Source organism: Variovorax sp. 160MFSha2.1, assembly GCF_048305075.1.
GTDB lineage: Bacteria > Pseudomonadota > Gammaproteobacteria > Burkholderiales > Burkholderiaceae_C > Variovorax > Variovorax guangxiensis.
This window is the reverse complement of the sequence record NZ_CP157624.1, coordinates 1,486,122-1,503,373: the sequence shown is the minus strand read 5'-3', so window position 1 is coordinate 1,503,373 and position 17,252 is coordinate 1,486,122. Positions and strand designations below refer to the sequence as shown.

The window sequence follows — 17,252 nt, the reverse complement described above, 5'->3', positions numbered from 1 at the left end:
ATCGCGAAATCGCGGCCTCGGACAGGCCGCCGTCTCTTCGCGGAACACCGCGGGACCGGCTCTGCCGGGCCGCAGGTGTTGCCCCCGGAAGGGGGATGGCGAAGCGACACGAAGTGCGCGAAGCCTGGGGGCGATCTTAATTACTTTCGCATGACCTTTTCGGACGGGGTCAGTGCTTCGATGTAGGCCGGGCGCGAGAAGATGCGTTCGGCGTACTTCAGCAGCGGCGCGGCGTTCTTGCTGAGGTCGATGCCGTAGTAGTCGAGGCGCCACAGCAGCGGAGCGATGGCCACGTCGAGCATCGAGAAGTTGTCGCCCAGCATGTACTTGTTCTTGAGGAACACGGGCGCCAGCTGCGTGAGGCGGTCGCGGATGTGCGAGCGGGCCTTTTCGAGCGCCTTCTCGTTGCCCTTGGTGGTGCGGTTCTCGAGGGTGGAGACGTGCACGAACAGTTCCTTCTCGAAGTTGAGCAGGAACAGGCGTACGCGGGCGCGGTCGACCGGGTCGCCGGGCATCAGCTGGGGGTGCGGGAAGCGCTCGTCGATGTACTCGTTGATGATGTTCGACTCGTACAGGATCAGATCCCGCTCGACCAGGATCGGCACCTGGCCGTACGGGTTCATCACGCTGATGTCTTCGGGCTTGTTGTAGAGATCGACGTCGCGAATCTCGAAGTCCATGCCCTTTTCGAACAACACGAAGCGGCAGCGGTGGGAAAAGGGGCAGGTCGTTCCTGAATACAAGACCATCATGGCGAGAGACTCCTAAAAATCAAAAAGAGTGGGTCGCGTTGGCAACCCACTCTGTGGGACCGGATGCCCGAAGGTATCCGGTCGGCGTGCACGGAACTACTTGACGTCTTTCCAGTACGAGGCGTTCAGCCGCCACACGAATACCACCGACATGGCCAGGAACAGCAGCACCCACACGCCGATGCGCACGCGGGTGTTCTGAGCCGGTTCGGCCATCCATTGCAGGTAACTCACCAGGTCGCCGACCGCATTGTCGAATTGCACGGGCGTCATGGTGCCGGGAGTGACTTGCTCCCAGCCCTTGAACACCTCGGTTTCGTGGCCGTGCTGTTCGACCTTGGTGTAGACCGGGCGGCGCTCGCCCTGCAGTTCCCACAGGGGGTTCGGCATGGCGACGCTCGGGAACAGGAGGTTGTTCCAGCCGGTGGCCTTGGTTTCGTCGCGGTAGTAGGTGCGCAGGTAGGTATAGAGATAGTCGGCGCCAGTGCCGCCGTGGCCGGCACGCGAGCGCGCGACCAGCGTCAGGTCGGGCGGCGTGGTGCCGAACCAGTCCTTGGCCTGGCGCGCGTCGATGTTGGCCTTCATGGTCTCGCCGACCTTGTCGGTCGTGAACAGAAGGTTGTCCTTGATCTGCTGCTCGGTGATGCCGATGTCCTGCAGGCGGTTGTAGCGCATGAAGGCGGCCGAGTGGCAGTTCAGGCAGTAGTTGACGAAGAGCTTGGCGCCGTTCTGCAGCGCGCTCACGTCGTTCGTCTTGTTGGGGGCCTTGTCCCACGCGAGCCCCCCGGACTCGGCCGATGCCGCCGCGGAGAAGGTCAGGCCCAGCGCGAGACCCAGGACCGCGAGCCAGCCGGAAATGCTTTTCTTCATCGTGTTTCTCTCAGCTCTCTTGGCTTCTGGTTCTCATCAATGGGCGGCGAAGACCACGCGCTCGGGCACGGTCTTGAATTCGCCCTTGCGGCTCCACCACGGCATCAGCAGGAAGAAGCCGAAGTACACGAGCGTGCCGATCTGCGAGATGGTCTGCGCGATGTCCAGCTTGAACGAACCGATGGCCAGCTCGCCCCAGACGCCGGGAGGCTGGATGCCCAGGTAGCCCAGGATCAGGAAGAAGAAAACGAAGAGGCCGTACACATACTTGTGCCAGCCCGGACGGTAGCGGATCGACTTGACTTCACTGTGGTCAAGCCACGGCAGGAAGAACAGGATGATGACCGAGCCGCCCATGACGACCACGCCCCAGAACTTGGCGTCGAAGGTCTTGAGCAGGAAGATCACCACAGCCGCGACGACGATGCCCGCGATCTTCAGGCCCATGCCCGACTTGCCCTTGACGAAGTTCCAGATGGCGGCAGCGGCGATGATCAGCGAGAACACGTTGACCATGTCGTCGGTGGTCGCGCGCAGCATCGAATAGAACGGCGTGAAGTACCACACCGGGGCGATGTGGTTCGGCGTCTTCAGCGAGTCGGCCGGGATGAAGTTGTTGTATTCGAGGAAGTAGCCGCCCGCCTCGGGAGCGAAGAAGATCACCGCCGAGAAGATCGTGAGGAACACCACCACGCCGAAGATGTCGTGCACGGTGTAGTACGGATGCGACGGAATGCCGTCCAGCGGATGGCCGTCGGGGCCGCGGTTGGCCTTGATCTCGATGCCGTCGGGGTTGTTGGAACCCACTTCGTGCAGCGCGATCAGGTGGGCCACCACCAGGCCGAGCAGCACCAGCGGCACGGCGATCACGTGGAAGCTGAAGAAGCGGTTCAGCGTGGCGTCGCTCACCACGTAGTCGCCGCGGATCAGCAGGGCCAGGTCGGGGCCGACGAAGGGAATGGCGGCGAACAGGTTCACGATCACCTGGGCGCCCCAGTAGGACATCTGGCCCCAGGGCAGCAGGTAGCCCATGAAAGCCTCGGCCATCAGGCACAGGAAGATCGCGCAGCCGAACACCCAGATCAGCTCGCGCGGCTTGCGGTAGCTGCCGTACATGAGGCCGCGGAACATGTGCAGGTACACCACGATGAAGAACGCCGAGGCGCCCGTCGAGTGGATGTAGCGGATCAGCCAGCCCCACGGCACGTCGCGCATGATGTACTCGACCGATGCGAACGCCTGGTTCGCGTCGGGCTTGTAGTGCATGACGAGGAAGATGCCGGTGACGATCTGGATCACCAGCACCAGCATCGCCAGCGAGCCGAAGATGTACCAGAAGTTGAAGTTCTTCGGCGCGTAGTACTTGCCCCACTGGTCGTTCCACAGCTTGCTCAGCGGGAAACGGTTGTCGACCCAGTTCAGCAGCTTGGCGCCGGCGGGTGCGTTGGGGGAAATCTCGTGGAATTCAGCCATGTTCTTCTTCCGCCTCAGGCCTTCTTGGAGTCTTCACCGATCAGGAGCTTGGTGTCCGACAGGTACATGTGCGGCGGCACCGGCAGGTTGTCGGGCGCAGGCTTGTTCTTGAAGACCCGGCCGGCCAGGTCGAAAGTGGAACCGTGGCAGGGGCAGAGGAAGCCGCCTTCCCAGTCGTTCGGCAGCGAAGGCTGCGGACCGGCCTGGAAGCGGTCGGTCGGCGAGCAACCCAGGTGGGTGCAGATGCCGACCACGACGAGCACGTCGGGCTTGATGGAGCGGTGCTCGTTCTGTGCGTACTTGGGGGTGAATTCGTCGGGGTGACGCTTGGAGAGGGGATCGGCCAGCTGGCCGTCGAGCTTGGGGAGTTCCGCGACCTGCTCGGGGGAGCGCTTGAGGATCCAGACCGGCTTGCCCCGCCATTCGACGGTGATCTTCTCGCCGACCTTGAGGCCCGAGATATCGACCTCGACCGCAGCACCCGCAGCCTTGGCCTTCTCGGAAGGCTGGAAAGTGCTCACAAAGGGGATGGCGGTGGCCACGCCGCCCGCCACGCCAGCGCAGCTGGATGCAATCAACCACGTGCGCTTGCTGGTGTCGATCCGGTGCGAGCCGGAGGTCATGTCACTCATGGGGATCCTCTTGTCTTCTTCGCTGGAGCAGGAGTCAACCCGCGATTGTAGCGGGGCGCTGTAAGGATATTCAATGGCCGCCATGCGCATGGCCGGCGGCCGCGGGCCGGGCGCGCCGCGTCCGCGGGCGCCCGCCAGGGGCTGCACAGGGCGACGAAGACTGTCGCCGCGGAGACTTCAGTTCAGCAGTCCGTGCTGCATCGCCTCGTGGACCGCCTGGGTCCGCGACTTGACCGAGAGCTTGCGATAGATGCTCTTCGCGTGGAACTCGATGGTGTTGACCGACAGGTACACCGCTTCGGCGATCTGCCGGTTGCTCCAGCCCTGCGCGATCAGGCGCAGCACCTTGAGTTCGCGCGGCGACAGCAGGCCCTGCGGCAGCCTGGAATCGGGAGCTTCTCCCTGCGGTTGCTGTTTGTGCTTCTGCTGCTGTTGCGGCGGCTGGCCCTGCACGCGGATGGCCTCGATCGTGCGCGCCTTCGCGGACGCGGCGATAGAACCGAGGATGCGCCGCGCGATGCGCGAATCCATCGGCGAGCCTCCGCGTTCGATGGAGCGCAGCAGATAGGCGAGTTCCGCGTCGTCGGCTTCGGTAAGTAGATACCCGATGGCGCCGGCCGCGATCGCGGCATTCACCTGCTGCTGGTCGTCGGACGCCGACATGCCGATGCTCTCGACGCGCGGATAGGTCTGGCGCACATGATGAAGAACGGCGGCACCGTCGCTGCCCGGCAGCCGCATGTCGACCAGCACGAGGTCATAGGGCAATGCCGCCAGCAGATTGAACGCCTCGGCCCGGCCCGATGCGACCACCACGCGGCGATGCGGCGCGAGCTCGCAGAGGATGCGCCGCATGCGGTCGGCGCAGGCAGCGTCGTCCGCGACGACCAGCGCGGCATGGAAGACGCCGCCATACAACTGCGCTGCCGTGAGTACCGGCGTCGATGCGGCCGAGGAGGTGTAGTGGATGTTCATTTCCATGTCCGCGCTCCTGCTGCGTCTTCTCCTGCCTTGCCGCAGCGGACCTGGTCCGTGCCGCATGCGCTGATGCCGTTGCCGATGTCCAAGAAAAAATTGATCACGCGACGTCCTCTGGCTCTTTCGCCACCCGTGGGTAGCTTCGAAATGTTGTCTTTCGTTTCAGATACCGCAGGAACGATGCCCACTCGGACGAGCGTCGGCGCACATCACGCAAGGACGCGTGTAGTACTTTGATTTCATTGAAGAAATTGCCCGAAACGAGCTGAAGAACGAGCTCGCGCGAAGGCCTTGCGAAGGCCGTTTTCAGGCCGTTGTTACGTGCGGGTTACCGCGCCTGTTACGTAGCACCGCGACACGCGAAACGCGTGCGAGACCACATCTCCAAACGTCAATACGCGATTCATGCGATGGCCGCAAACCCGCATGTGCATTGGTTTTGCAGGCTATGTATGCATGCGTCGATGGCGCGCCGTCGACATGCATACATCCATAACTACGGATACCGGTGATGTTCAGCGAAGACCTCGATTCCTAGCATCGGTTGCATTGGGTAACTCGATGAAACCCAACCCTGCTTTCACGCGACGAGGGCGTGTGAAAGACCAGAAATGGCAACTGATTTCTTCAAGGAAGAAAATCCAAATGACTACATCCCAGCGCTCCAGTGTCCGCTCTTTCATTGTTCGCCGTCCGGGCGTCAGCAAGCTTCTCGCTTCAGTGCTTCTGAGCGCTGGCTATGTGATGACTTTGCCGGTCGCACATGCCCAGGTCACGATCGGCGGGGCGGAAGTCAATGCGGGCAACGTTGGAGGCAACTTCAATACTGGCAACGGCGGCGGCGTATTGAACGCTGTCGGCGGCGTATCGACGACTACGCTGACGGCCGGGAGCGTGAGCACCACTAACGTCACGGCCAGCAACGGCACCATCCGCACGCTGAGCGCGACCAACATCACCTCCACCAGCCTCACCGCAGCATCGGCCACGGCCACCAATCTCACGTCCACCAGCATCAGCACGGCGACGCTCACCGCAGGCACCGTGTCTGCTGGCAGCATCACCGCCGGCACCGTGTCCTCGGCCAACGTCACTGCGACGAACCTGTCCGCCACCAGCGGCACGGTCACCAACCTGACCTCCTCCAGCATCAGCACGGGCACCGTATCCGCGGGCAGCATCACCGCCGGCACCGTGTCTTCTGCCAACGTCACGGCCACGAACCTCTCCGCCGGCAGCGGCACGGTCACCAACCTGACCTCCTCCAGCATCAGCTCGGGCACCGTGTCTGCGGGCAGCATCACCGCTGGCACCGTGTCTTCTGCCAACGTCACGGCCACGAATCTTTCTGCCGGCAGCGGCACGATCAACACGCTGAGCTCGACCAGCATCACTGCCAGCACCATCAGCACCGGCAGCCTGACCTCCGGCAGCGTGTCGTCGAGCAACGGCACGATCCAGTCGCTGACCTCGACCAACATCCTGGCGACCGGCGTCACCTCGACGAATGTGCTGGCGACCGGCATCACCTCGACCAACATCGACGCCACCAACCTGACGTCGAACACCGGCAGCATCGCCACGCTGACCTCCACCAACGTCAGCACCACCAACGTGACGGCGTCGAACGGCACCATCAACACACTGAGCTCGACAAATGTCAGCACCACCAACCTGTCTGCATCGAACGGCACCGTCAACACGCTGAGCGCAACCAATGTCAGCACCACGGACCTGACCGCCAGCAACGGCACGATCAACACGTTGAGCGCCACCAACGTCAGCACCACGGACCTGACCGCCAACAACGGCACGATCAACACGCTGAGCGCCACCAACGTCAGCACCACGGACTTGACCGCCAACAACGGCACGATCAATACGTTGAGCGCGACCAATGTCAGCACCACGGACCTGACCGCCAACAACGGCACGATCAACACGCTGAGCGCCACCAACGTCAGCACCACGGACCTGACCGCCAACAGCGGCACGATCAACACGCTGAGCGCCACCAACGTCAGCACCACGGACCTGACCGCCAACAACGGCACGATCAACACGCTGAGCGCGACCAACGTCAGCACCACGGATCTGACCGCCAACAGCGGCACGATCAACACGCTGAGCGCCACCAACGTCAGCACGACCAACCTGACAGCCAACGCCGGCACGATCAACACGCTGAGCGCCACCAACGTCAGCACGACCAACCTGACGGCCAACAGCGGCACGATCAACACGCTGAGCGCCACCAACGTCAGCACGACCAACCTGACAGCCAACGCCGGCACGATCAACACGCTGAGCGCCACCAACGTCAGCACGACCAACCTGACGGCGAGCCGCGGCACGATCAACACGCTGAGCGCGACGAACGTGAGTACCACCAACCTGTCGGCTGCCAGCGCCACGGTCAACGCCCTGACCGCCGGCACGGTCAGCGCCACGACGGTGAACGCCAGCACGGTGAATGCCACCACCGGCAACTTCCAGACGATCACTGCGGCCAACGGCAACATCACGGTGCTGAACACGCAGACCGGCAACATCACCACGATCAACGCCGTGACCGGCAACGTCACGACGCTGAACGCGGGCACGGTCAACGTCACCGGCAACGTGACCGCGGGCGGCACCATCACGGCGGGCAACGGCATGGTCGCCAACGGCCGCGTGCAGAACGTGGCCCCCGGCATCCTGCCGACGGACGCCGCGAACATGTCGCAGCTGAACCAGGTCCGCAACGAGGTGCAGGACATGCGCAAGACCAGCAGCACCGGCGCGGCCATCGCGCTGGCCGCGGCCTCGGTGCCGGCGCTCGAAGCGGGCAAGAGCTTCGGCATCGGCGTGGGCGTGGGCTCCTTCGACGGCCGCTCGGCCATCGCGGCAGCCGCCAGCTTCCGCATCGGCGAAGGCGCGCAGATCAAGGTCAACATCGGCAGCGGCAGCAGCGGCAAGGTCGGCGGCGGCATCGGCGCCTCCTGGTCCTGGTAATCCGGCCCGGCACTCCCGTGGCGCCAGCGTGCGCGCCGCGGGATTGCCAGCGGATGCAAACGAAAGGCCGGCCCCTATACTGGGTAACCGGCCTTTTTCATGGCTCCCTGCTGCGCGCGAAGGCCGGCGCCGAAGCGGCGGCCCTCTCCTGTGCCGACCCGTCCATCACGCGGATTCATGAACCCACCTTCTCTCGCTCCCGCTCCCTCCATTCCGGCCGCGAACGCCGGCCAGCTCCTGGAGCAGGGACTGGCGCTGCATCGCGTGGGCCGCTTCGCCGAGGCCTTGCAGGTCTACGAAGCGCTGCTGTCGCTCTTCCCCGATCATGCCGACGCGCTGCATCTGAGCGGCGAGGCGCTGTACCGGCAAGGCCGCCCCAAGCTGGCGCTGAACTACGTGAACCGGGCCATCGCGCGCTCGCCGCACCACTTCTACTTCAACACCCGCGCGACGATCTTCATGCACATGGGCCTGCCGAACGAAGCGCAGCAGGACCTTCGCCGCGCGATCAAGGCGCAGCCCAACTATCCCGAGGCCTACGTGAACCTGTCGGCGGTGTATCGCCAGCAGAAGAAGTTCCGCCAGGCGCGCGAAGCCGCCGCCGAGGCCACGCGGCTCGCGCCGCAGGCACCCGCGGCATGGAACAACGCCGGCGCCATCGACATGGAGCAGGACCGCTTCGACGAGGCGATCGCGCAGTTCGGCCGCGCCCTGGCGCTGGACCCCGGCTACGCGGCCGCGCACAAGAACATCGGCAAGATCCGCGCGCACCAGAAGGACTGGGCCGCCGCGCTCGGCGCGTATGAAAAGGCCGCCGCCGACCCGATGGACTGCGAGGCCGCGTTCATGCTTTCCCGGGCGCTGCAGGCCTGCGGACGCATCGAGGAGGCGATCGAACCGATGCAGCGCGCCATGCGCAACTGGCCGGCCGAGGAGCGCCACAAGGCGCTGTCCGACCCCGAGGGCGTGGCTGCGCTCTACGGCGTGTGCGGCGCGCTCGAGGGCGTGTCGATGCGCTTCGCGGAGTCGGCCGAGCTCTACAGGCTCGCGCTCGAAAGCCTGCCCGAGCACGAGCTGCTGCTGAACAACCTGGGCACGGTGAACTTCCGGCTCGGCCGCTTCGACACTGCCATCGAGGTGCTGAAGAAGGCGCTCGAGGTGCACCCGCGCCAGGTGCTCGCGCGATGCAACCTGGGCGTGACCTACGTGATGGCAGGCCAGTCGAAGGAGGCCATCGCCGAGTTCGAGCAGTGCCTGCGCGACGATCCCGACTTCATGCCCGCCATGGTGTGGATGCTGGGCGAGAAGGCGCACATCGCCGACTGGAACGGCGTGCCCGAACTGCGCGAGCGCATCGCGGCGCTGCTCGACAACCCGAGCAACGACCAGACGGTGTCGTCATTCATCCTGATGTCGAACTACGACGACGCGCGCCGCCTCATGAACTGGACGCAGCGCTCCGCCCTGCTGGCCGACCGCAACACGGCCATCAGGCCCTTTGCCGATGCGGGCGCGCGCCGCACCTCGCCGCGCATCCGCGTGGGCTACTACTCCTTCGACTTCCGCAACCATCCGGTGGCGCACCTGACGGCAGAGCTCTATGGCCGGCACGACCGCAAGGAGTTCGAAGTCTTCATCTACTCCTACGGCCCCGACGACGGCCACCCCGCACGGGCGCGCATCGCCGCCACCGCGGAACATTTCGTCGACCTGCAGGGCCTGTCGATCCAGCAGATGGCCGAGCGCATCCGCGACGACGAGATCGACATCCTGGTCGACCTCTCGGGCGACACGCGCGGCGCCAAGCCGCAGGTGATGGCCTACCACGCGGCGCCCGCGCAGCTCATGTGGCTGGGCTACATGGGCACCAGCGGCACGCCCAACTACGACTACCTGGTGTCCGACAACTTCCTCTCGCCGCCGGGCACGGAAGACTGCTACTCCGAGAAGCTGCTGCGCCTGCCGGAGACCTTCCAGGTCATCGACACCCAGCGGCCGGTCAATCCGCACAGGCCCACGCGCGCCGAGCACGGCCTGCCCGAAGACGCCTTCGTGCTGTGCAACTTCTCGCAGTCCTTCAAGATCCAGCCCGAGACCTTCGAGGCCTGGGTGCGCATCGTGCAGGGCATTCCGAACTCGGTGCTGTGGCTGGCCCAGGGCCCGAACGGCTTCGAGCAGAACCTGCGCGCGCAATGGGAGAAGGCGGGCCTGCCGGCCGAGCGCCTGATCGTGTCGCCGCGCATGCCGGTCGATCAGCACCTGGCGCGCATCGGCCTGGCCGACCTGTTCATCGACACCTTCCCCTACAGCAGCGGCGCGACCGCGAACGACGTGCTGTGGTCGAGCGTGCCGCTGCTGGCGCTCACCGGCACGACGATGGTGTCGCGCATGGCGGGCAGCCTGCTGCGCGCCATCGGACTGCCGGAGCTGGTGGCCACGAACCACGCGGAGTATGTCCAAAAGGCCATCCACTACGCCACGCACCGGGAAGAGCTGGCGGCGCTGCGCTCGCGGCTCGCGCGGGCCAAGGACACGCGCAGCGGCTACTTCGACACGCCGCGCTTCGTGCGCCACCTGGAAGACGGCTACAGGCAAATTGCCGCGCGCAGTCGTGAAGGGTTGCCGGCTGCGCACGTCGACGTCGCTGCGCGTGCGCTGGAGAAGTGAGCAATCGCGGGCATACTCGGCTCTCCTTCAACAGCAGAGCTCCAGCAGCCTTTTGAATCATGAGCATCCTCAGTGAATTCAAGGAATTTGCCGTCAAGGGCAACGTCATCGACCTCGCGGTCGGCGTGATCATCGGTGCCGCCTTCGGCAAGATCGTCGACTCGCTCGTGGCCGACATCATCATGCCGCTGGTGGGCGTGGTGTTCGGCAAGCTCGATTTCTCGAATCTCTACGTGGTGCTGGGCACCGTGCCGCCAGGGGTGGCGAACACGCTGGCCGACCTGAAGAAGGCAGGCGTTCCTGTGCTGGCGTACGGCAACTTCATCACCATCGCCGTCAACTTCGTGATCCTCGCCTTCATCATCTTCATGATGGTCAAGCAGATCAACCGCCTGAAGCGCAGCGAAGAGCCGGCGCCCGCCGCAGCCCCTGAAACACCCGAAGACGTGGTGCTGCTGCGCGAGATCCGCGACAGCCTCAAACGCTCCTGATCAAACGCCCCCGAGCACCCGGGCCATGCGCAGTGCCTCGACAAGGCTCGAGGCATCGGCCAGCCCCGTTCCCGCGATGTCGAACGCGGTGCCGTGATCGGGGCTGGTGCGCACCAGCGGCAGCCCCAGCGTCACGTTGACGCCCTTCTCCACGCCCAGGTACTTGACCGGGATCAGGCCCTGGTCGTGGTACATCGCGATCACCACGTCGAATTCGCCGCTGGACGGCACGCCGGCCTTGGCGCGCGCGCGCATGAAGACGGTGTCGGGCGCATGAGGCCCGCTGGCATCGATGCCTTCGGCGCGCGCAGCCTCGACGGCCGGCGCGATGATTTCCCGCTCTTCCGAACCGAACAGCCCACCCTCGCCCGCATGCGGGTTGAGGCCCGCCACGCCGATGCGCGGCGCGCGGCCCAGCGCGTGGCTCAGCGCGCTGTGCGTGATGCGCAGCGTTTCGAGCACTCCCTCGAAGCGCACCGCCTCGATGGCCTTGCGCAGCGACATGTGGATGCTGACGAGCACGGTGCGCAGTTCGTCGTTGGCCAGCATCATGCGCACCGGCACGTCGGCGACGGTGCGCCCCAGGTGCGCGGCCGCCTCCGCCTGCAGCAACTCGGTGTGGCCGGGGTACGGAAAGCCGGCGGCCGACAGCGCCTCCTTGTGCAGCGGCGCGGTCACGAGGGCACCGATCTCCCCGCGCAGCGCGGCCCGCGCGGCCCACACCACGCACTCGCCCGCCACACGGCCGGCCTCGGCGCTGATGCGGCCCGTTTCGATGCCCTTGGGCGGCGCGATCACCTGCAGCACCGGAATGCAGCCCGGCGGTACGGTCGCGGCCTCGGCGACGGATTCGATTTCCAGCACCGGCCAGCCCGGCCGGCCATCGGCGGCCAGGGCCTGCGATGCCTTGCGCAGCGTGCCTACGTCGCCGGCGACGAAGGTGCCATGCGTGGCGTCGGGCGCGTCGCGGAAGGCCTTGACGATGATTTCCGGCCCGATGCCCGCGGGGTCACCCAAGGTGATGGCAATGGCGGTGCTCATGCCGGGTTGTCGATGTCGATGAACTCGTGCTTCAGCCCGAGCCGCGCAGCCACGTGCGCGGCCACCGCGGGCGCGCCGTAGCGCTCGGTGGCGTGATGCCCGCAGGCGAGGAAGGACACGCCCATCTCGCGCGCGTAGTGGGCCTGCGGCTCAGAGATCTCGCCGGTGATGAAGGCATCGGCACCGGCCGCGATGGCGGCTTCGAAGTAGCCCTGCGCGCCGCCGGTGCACCACGCTATGTTCCTCACGGCACGCTGCGCCGGCTCGACCAGCGTCACCGGTCTTTTCAACACGCTCTCGACGTGGGTGGCCAGCGCCTTGGCACTGTCGAAGCTCCCGCCGCCTTCCTGCGTGCCGATGAAACCCAGCTCCTGTTCGCCGAAGCGGCCTCCAGGGCCGGCATGCGCCACAAGCCCCAGCTTCAGGCCGAGCTGGGCGTTGTTGCCCAGTTCGGGGTGGGCGTCGAGCGGCAGGTGATAGGCGAAGAGATTGATGTCGTGGCCCAGCAGCAGGCCCAGGCGCTGCTTCATCCAGCCGGTGACGCGGCCGTCCTGGCCGCGCCAGAACAGGCCGTGGTGGACGAAGATGGCGTCGGCCTCGGCGCCGATCGCGGCCTCGATCAGCGCACGGCTGGCGGTCACGCCCGAGACGATCTTTCGCACCACGGTACGCCCTTCGACCTGCAGGCCGTTCGGTCCGTAGTCCTTGAAGCGCCCGGGGGCCAGCAGCAGGTCGAGTGCGTGAAGCAGTTCGTGGCGGGTTGTGCTCATCGCCCCATTGTCGCGCCGTGCGCGGGCGCCACGCCACCGTCGCGCATCGCATGGCCGCGCGCGGCCAGGGGCAGCAGCGCCAGCAGGAAGCCCAGCGCGGCCAGCGCCGCCACGTAGTGCGCGGGCGCCATCGTGTCGTGCTGCAGCCAGAGCGTCAGGATCACCGGCGTGAGCCCGCCGAAGACCGCATACGACATGTTGTAGGCGAAGGAGAGCCCGGTGAAGCGCACCGGCGCCGGAAAGGCGCGCACGCCCGCGATCGGCACCGTGGCGATGGTGCCCACGAACAGGCCCACCAGGCCGTAGTGCCAGAAGAGCGTCGCCGGCGTCCCGGGCAGGCCGCTGTAGAACAGGTAGGCCGTGACGAGCAGGCCGCCCCAGCCGATCAGCATCACGGTGCGGGTGCCGATGCGGTCGCTGGCCCAGCCGGCCAGCACGCAGCCCAGCGTGAGCGTCAGCGTGGCGAGCGCGTTGGCTTCCAGCGCCATGGCGGCCGGAATGTGATGCACCTTCTGCAGATAGGTGGGCGTGTAGAGCACCACGACCACGATGGCGGCCGACAGCACCCAGGTCAGCAGCCCGACGTACACGCAGGCCAGGCGGTGCTCGCGCAGCACGGTGCGCAGCGGCAGCTCACGCGAGGCGCTGCGGCGACCGGCCAGTTCCTTGAACACCGGCGTCTCATGCAGGAAGCGCCGCAGGTACACCGACACAAGCCCGAACACGCCGCCCAGGATGAACGGGATGCGCCACGCGAAGTCGCTCACCTGCTGCGGCGAATAGTGGCGGTTGATGACCACCGCGATCAGCGAGCCCAGCAGGATGCCGCCGGTGATGCCCGAGGTCAGCACACCGATGCCCAGGCCGTAGCGCTTGCCCGGCACGTGCTCGCCCACGAACACCCAGGCGCCGGGCATTTCGCCGCCGATGGCCGCGCCCTGCAGCACGCGCATCGCCAGCAGCAGCAGGGGCGCCGCGACACCGATGCTCGCGTAGGTCGGCAGCAGGCCGATCACCAGCGTGGGCGCAGCCATCAGGAAGATCGACAGCGTGAACATGCGCTTGCGGCCGAAGATGTCGCCGAAATGCGCGATGACGATGCCGCCCACCGGACGCGCCAGGTAGCCGGCCGCGAAGATGCCGAAGGTCTGCAGCTGGCGCAGCCAGTCGGGCATGTCGGCCGGGAAGAACAGCGCCCCCAGCACGGTGGCGAAGAACACGTAGATGACGAAATCGTAGAACTCCAGCGTGCCGCCGAGGGCGGACAGGCCGAGGGTCTTGTAATCGCTCGAACCGAGCGTGCGCGCCGGTGCCGGCTGCGCGCCGTCCGGAAAGGTTGCTTCTGAAGTCATGGCTGGCAGGAAGGTCTTGGCCGCGCGCCAGCCCGCAGGACCGGGTGAGAAAACGGAAGAATGGCGCGCCGACGGAAGGCCTGGCCGCAGCCGCCGGATAGGCGGCACGGAGGCCGGAAAACAGACGGACCGGGTGGGGCCGACCCGTAATCGTAAGTGTTAACCCGGATTCACGTCCCCCGGCGGCCCGAATCTCGACCGGCCGGAGCGGGTTCTGGTCCGCCCGGTTGAGGGACAATTGACAACATTGCCGCGCTGCATGCGGTCTTCCAACGCCTTTTTCACCAATCTTTCATGAAACGCACCTGGCTGCTATTTGCCCAAGCCGTGACCGTCCTGCTGGCGGCCTACTTCGTCGTCGCGACGCTCAAGCCCGAGTGGATCAACAAGCGCGCGACCTCGCTGGGCGGGGTGGTCTCCATCGTCGAGGCGCCAGCGAGCAACCCGAACATCGCGGCGCCCGGCAGCCTGAGCGCGCCGGCCAAGAAGGCTTCTCCGGCGGTGGTGAGCATCAACACCAGCAAGGCCGCGCAGCGCCACCCGCGCAGCAACGACCCGTGGTTCCGCTTCTTCTTCGGCGACCAGGACGACCAGCCCCAGGTGGGCCTGGGCAGCGGCGTGATCGTGAGCCCGGACGGCTACATCCTCACCAACAACCACGTGGTGGAAGGCGCCGACGAGATCGAGGTGACGCTCAACGACAGCCGCCACACCCGCGGCAAGGTGATCGGCACCGACCCCGACACCGACCTGGCGGTGCTGAAGATCGAGCTCGACAAGCTGCCCGTGATCGTGCTGGGCGACTCCGACGGCCTGCAGGTCGGCGACCAGGTGCTGGCCATCGGCAACCCCTTCGGCGTGGGCCAGACCGTGACCAGCGGCATCGTGTCGGCGCTGGGCCGCAACCAGTTGGGCATCAACAATTTCGAGAACTTCATCCAGACCGACGCCGCCATCAACCCCGGCAACTCGGGCGGTGCACTGATCGACGTGAACGGGAACCTGCAGGGCATCAACACCGCGATCTACTCGCGCTCGGGCGGCAGCATGGGCATCGGCTTCGCCATTCCGGTGTCGATGGCCAAGATCGTGCTCGAGGGCATCGTCAAGGAAGGCCAGGTGCGCCGCGGCTGGATCGGCGTGGAGCCCAGCGACCTGTCACCCGAACTGGCCGAGACCTTCGGCGTGAAGGCCGACGCGGGCGTGATCATCACCGGGGTGCTGCAGAACGGCCCCGCCGCCAAGGCAGGCATCCGCCCGGGCGACGTGATCACCTCGGTGGGCGAGAAGAAGACGGACAACGTGCAGGCCCTGCTGACCGCGGTGGCCGGGCTGAAGCCCGGCAGCACCTCGCGCTTCGCGCTGCAGCGCGGCAGCGACAAGATGGAACTGGACGTGACGCCGGGCCTGCGGCCGAAGAGCCCGGTGCGGCAGGTGCCCAATCAACAGGAATAGGCTCACCCCCAGGCTTCGCGCACTTCGTGTCGCTGCGCCACCCCTCTTCCGGGGGCAACACCAGCGGCCCGGCAAAGCCGGTTCCGCGGTGTTTCTGGATTTTCTTGGGGACGTTGACGGCCGCAGCGTGGGCTGAGTACCGCCGCCGGACTCCTGGAAACTAGCTGGAAGCCGAGTCGGCGCTCTGTTCTTCTTCGGGCTTCTTGCCGGTGCTGGCGAAGTACTTGGCCCCGATGATGCCCACCTCGTACAGCAGGCACATGGGCACGGCCAGTGCCAGTTGCGAGACCACGTCGGGTGGCGTGAGCACCGCGGCCACGACGAACGCGACCACGATGAAGTAGCCGCGGAAGGACTTCAGCTTCTCGATGGTCACCATCTCGAAACGCACCAGCAGCATGACGACGATCGGCACCTGGAACGCCACGCCGAAGGCGATGTAGAGCGACAGGATCGCCTCGACGTAGGAGGAAATGTCGGGTGTCGCCTGCACCGCGGCCGGCGCGAAGCGCTGAATGAAGCTGAACATCTTGTCCAGCACGAAGAGCTGCACGAAGGCGATGCCCGCATAGGCCAGCAGGCTGCCGAAGAAGATCAGCGGCAGCGCGAAACGCTTTTCATGACTGTAGAGGCCCGGCGCGATGAACATCCACGCCTGGTACATGAGCCAGGGCAGCGCCAGGAGCACGGCCGCCATCATCAGCACCTTGAGAGGCACGAAGAAGGGCGAGAACACGCCGATGGCGATCAGCTTCGCATCGTGCGGCATGTGCGCCTTGATCGGCAGCGCGATCAGGTCGATCAGGCCGCCCGGGCCCGGCCAGATGGCCAGCAGGATGCCCGCGACCACGAGGCCGTAGACGCAGTAGAGCAGCCGGTCGCGAAGCTCGACCAGGTGCGCCACGAACGGCTGTTCGGTGCCCGCGAGCTCGTCTTCTTTGTCTTTGCTCTTGCTGTCGGAATCGGCCATTGGGAAGAAGAGGAGATAGCGTGACGCCGGCCGGCGCCCGGGAGCGCGGTAGTGGGAGCCCGGCCCTTAGTTGATCTTGTGCGGACGGAAGCGCGCGACGCGCGCCGCGCCCGAGAGCGCCTTGGTGCGCACGCCGTTGCGCGCCTTGTACCACTGCGGCGTGGCGCCCTGCTTCAGGCGCCAGTTCTTGCGGGGGTGCTTGTAGACCGGCGGCGGTGGCGGCTCGGGTTCGGCCAGCGCCGAGAGGGTTTCGCCCGAACCGCTGAACTGCTTCTCGAACTCGCTCGCGCCCGTGTGGATGCTGTGCTCGACGTCGCGCGCCGCATCCTCGACGGTGGTCTTCATCTTGCGGAGCTCGTCGAGCTCCATCGAGCGGTTGACTTCGGCCTTGACGTCGTTCACGTAGCGCTGCGCCTTGCCCAGCAGCGTGCCGACGGTGCGGGCCACGCGCGGCAGCTTTTCCGGGCCGATGACGATCAGCGCCACGACGCCGATCAGCGCCAGCTTCTCAATGCCGAGGTCGAGCACGTGCTGCTGCCCGTGCTCAGGACTTCTGACGCGCTTCGACGTCGATCGCCGACTTGTCGCTGTTGGCCGGCTGGCCGGTCACCTGCTGGGCGGGGGCCGAAGAGGCGGCCGGGGCATCGGAGGACGCGCCGTCCTTCATGCCGTCCTTGAAGCCCTTGACGGCGCCTCCAAGATCCGACCCCATGTTCCGCAGCTTCTTGGTGCCGAAGATCATGACCACGACGAGCAGCACGATCAGCCAGTGCCAGATAGAAAAAGAACCCATGGAGAACTCCT

General features: G+C 66.0%; 15 protein-coding genes. 4 read left to right on the top strand and 11 right to left on the bottom strand.

Going from position 1 to position 17,252, the window contains the following annotated elements; all coding sequences use genetic code 11:
• Nucleotides 1–140: 140 nt before the first annotated feature.
• The 5 genes from ABL838_RS06460 to ABL838_RS06440 all read right to left on the bottom strand — a co-directional run bounded on the left by ABL838_RS06460 (nucleotide 141) and on the right by ABL838_RS06440 (nucleotide 4,708).
• Nucleotides 141–752 (bottom strand): glutathione S-transferase N-terminal domain-containing protein, encoded by a 612-nt coding sequence (locus ABL838_RS06460; protein WP_007835362.1) that lies wholly within the window; start codon nucleotides 750–752, stop codon nucleotides 141–143.
• Between the two features lie 96 nt (nucleotides 753–848).
• The gene (locus tag ABL838_RS06455; protein ID WP_184635135.1) at nucleotides 849–1,622 is read right to left on the bottom strand and encodes a cytochrome c1; all 774 of its coding nucleotides are present in this window, start codon (nucleotides 1,620–1,622) and stop codon (nucleotides 849–851) included.
• Between the two features lie 36 nt (nucleotides 1,623–1,658).
• Nucleotides 1,659–3,095: a cytochrome b gene (locus ABL838_RS06450; protein ID WP_126023028.1), complete on the bottom strand. Its 1,437-nt coding sequence runs from the start codon at nucleotides 3,093–3,095 to the stop codon at nucleotides 1,659–1,661.
• A gap of 14 nt (nucleotides 3,096–3,109) precedes the next feature.
• A complete protein-coding gene (gene petA / locus ABL838_RS06445; protein ID WP_126023027.1) occupies nucleotides 3,110–3,727 on the bottom strand; it encodes a ubiquinol-cytochrome c reductase iron-sulfur subunit in 618 nt (205 codons plus the stop codon).
• Between the two features lie 177 nt (nucleotides 3,728–3,904).
• Entirely contained in the window at nucleotides 3,905–4,708 is an 804-nt protein-coding gene (locus ABL838_RS06440; protein WP_418124723.1) for a LuxR C-terminal-related transcriptional regulator, read from the bottom strand.
• 741 nt (nucleotides 4,709–5,449) lie between these two features.
• Here ABL838_RS06440 and ABL838_RS06435 point away from each other — a divergent pair.
• The 3 genes from ABL838_RS06435 (at nucleotide 5,450) to mscL (ending at nucleotide 10,860) form a co-directional block, all read left to right on the top strand.
• The gene (locus ABL838_RS06435) at nucleotides 5,450–7,702 is read left to right on the top strand and encodes a beta strand repeat-containing protein (protein ID WP_418124722.1); all 2,253 of its coding nucleotides are present in this window, start codon (nucleotides 5,450–5,452) and stop codon (nucleotides 7,700–7,702) included.
• A gap of 177 nt (nucleotides 7,703–7,879) precedes the next feature.
• Nucleotides 7,880–10,369: a tetratricopeptide repeat protein gene (locus ABL838_RS06430; protein WP_418124721.1), complete on the top strand. Its 2,490-nt coding sequence runs from the start codon at nucleotides 7,880–7,882 to the stop codon at nucleotides 10,367–10,369.
• A gap of 59 nt (nucleotides 10,370–10,428) precedes the next feature.
• Nucleotides 10,429–10,860 (top strand): large conductance mechanosensitive channel protein MscL, encoded by a 432-nt coding sequence (mscL, locus tag ABL838_RS06425; RefSeq protein ID WP_126023023.1) that lies wholly within the window; start codon nucleotides 10,429–10,431, stop codon nucleotides 10,858–10,860.
• Here mscL and pdxA read toward each other — a convergent pair whose 3' ends face one another.
• From pdxA to ABL838_RS06410, 3 genes are read right to left on the bottom strand one after another with little or no spacing between them, the layout of a single operon-like run.
• Nucleotides 10,861–11,901 carry a 4-hydroxythreonine-4-phosphate dehydrogenase PdxA gene (pdxA, locus tag ABL838_RS06420; RefSeq protein WP_418124720.1) on the bottom strand — a complete coding sequence of 347 codons (1,041 nt, stop codon included), beginning with the start codon at nucleotides 11,899–11,901 and terminating at the stop codon, nucleotides 10,861–10,863.
• On the bottom strand, nucleotides 11,898–12,671 hold the full coding sequence (locus ABL838_RS06415; protein WP_418124719.1) for a Nif3-like dinuclear metal center hexameric protein: 774 nt from the start codon (nucleotides 12,669–12,671) through the stop codon (nucleotides 11,898–11,900). The genes pdxA and ABL838_RS06415 overlap by 4 nt, the downstream gene beginning before the upstream one ends.
• Nucleotides 12,668–14,023 (bottom strand): MFS transporter, encoded by a 1,356-nt coding sequence (locus ABL838_RS06410; RefSeq protein WP_418124718.1) that lies wholly within the window; start codon nucleotides 14,021–14,023, stop codon nucleotides 12,668–12,670. The genes ABL838_RS06415 and ABL838_RS06410 overlap by 4 nt, the downstream gene beginning before the upstream one ends.
• Before the next feature lie 294 nt (nucleotides 14,024–14,317).
• On the opposite strand from ABL838_RS06410, the gene ABL838_RS06405 reads away from it, so the two are divergent.
• The gene (locus ABL838_RS06405) at nucleotides 14,318–15,478 is read left to right on the top strand and encodes a trypsin-like peptidase domain-containing protein (RefSeq protein WP_126023019.1); all 1,161 of its coding nucleotides are present in this window, start codon (nucleotides 14,318–14,320) and stop codon (nucleotides 15,476–15,478) included.
• A gap of 160 nt (nucleotides 15,479–15,638) precedes the next feature.
• On the opposite strand, the gene tatC is transcribed toward ABL838_RS06405, so the two are convergent.
• From tatC to tatA, 3 genes are all read right to left on the bottom strand, one after another.
• On the bottom strand, nucleotides 15,639–16,448 hold the full coding sequence (gene tatC / locus ABL838_RS06400) for a twin-arginine translocase subunit TatC (RefSeq protein ID WP_126023018.1): 810 nt from the start codon (nucleotides 16,446–16,448) through the stop codon (nucleotides 15,639–15,641).
• 66 nt (nucleotides 16,449–16,514) lie between these two features.
• Entirely contained in the window at nucleotides 16,515–16,976 is a 462-nt protein-coding gene (gene tatB / locus ABL838_RS06395) for a Sec-independent protein translocase protein TatB (RefSeq protein WP_019654392.1), read from the bottom strand.
• A gap of 16 nt (nucleotides 16,977–16,992) precedes the next feature.
• Nucleotides 16,993–17,241 (bottom strand): Sec-independent protein translocase subunit TatA, encoded by a 249-nt coding sequence (gene tatA, locus ABL838_RS06390; protein ID WP_093196339.1) that lies wholly within the window; start codon nucleotides 17,239–17,241, stop codon nucleotides 16,993–16,995.
• Between the last annotated feature and the right edge of the window lie 11 nt (nucleotides 17,242–17,252).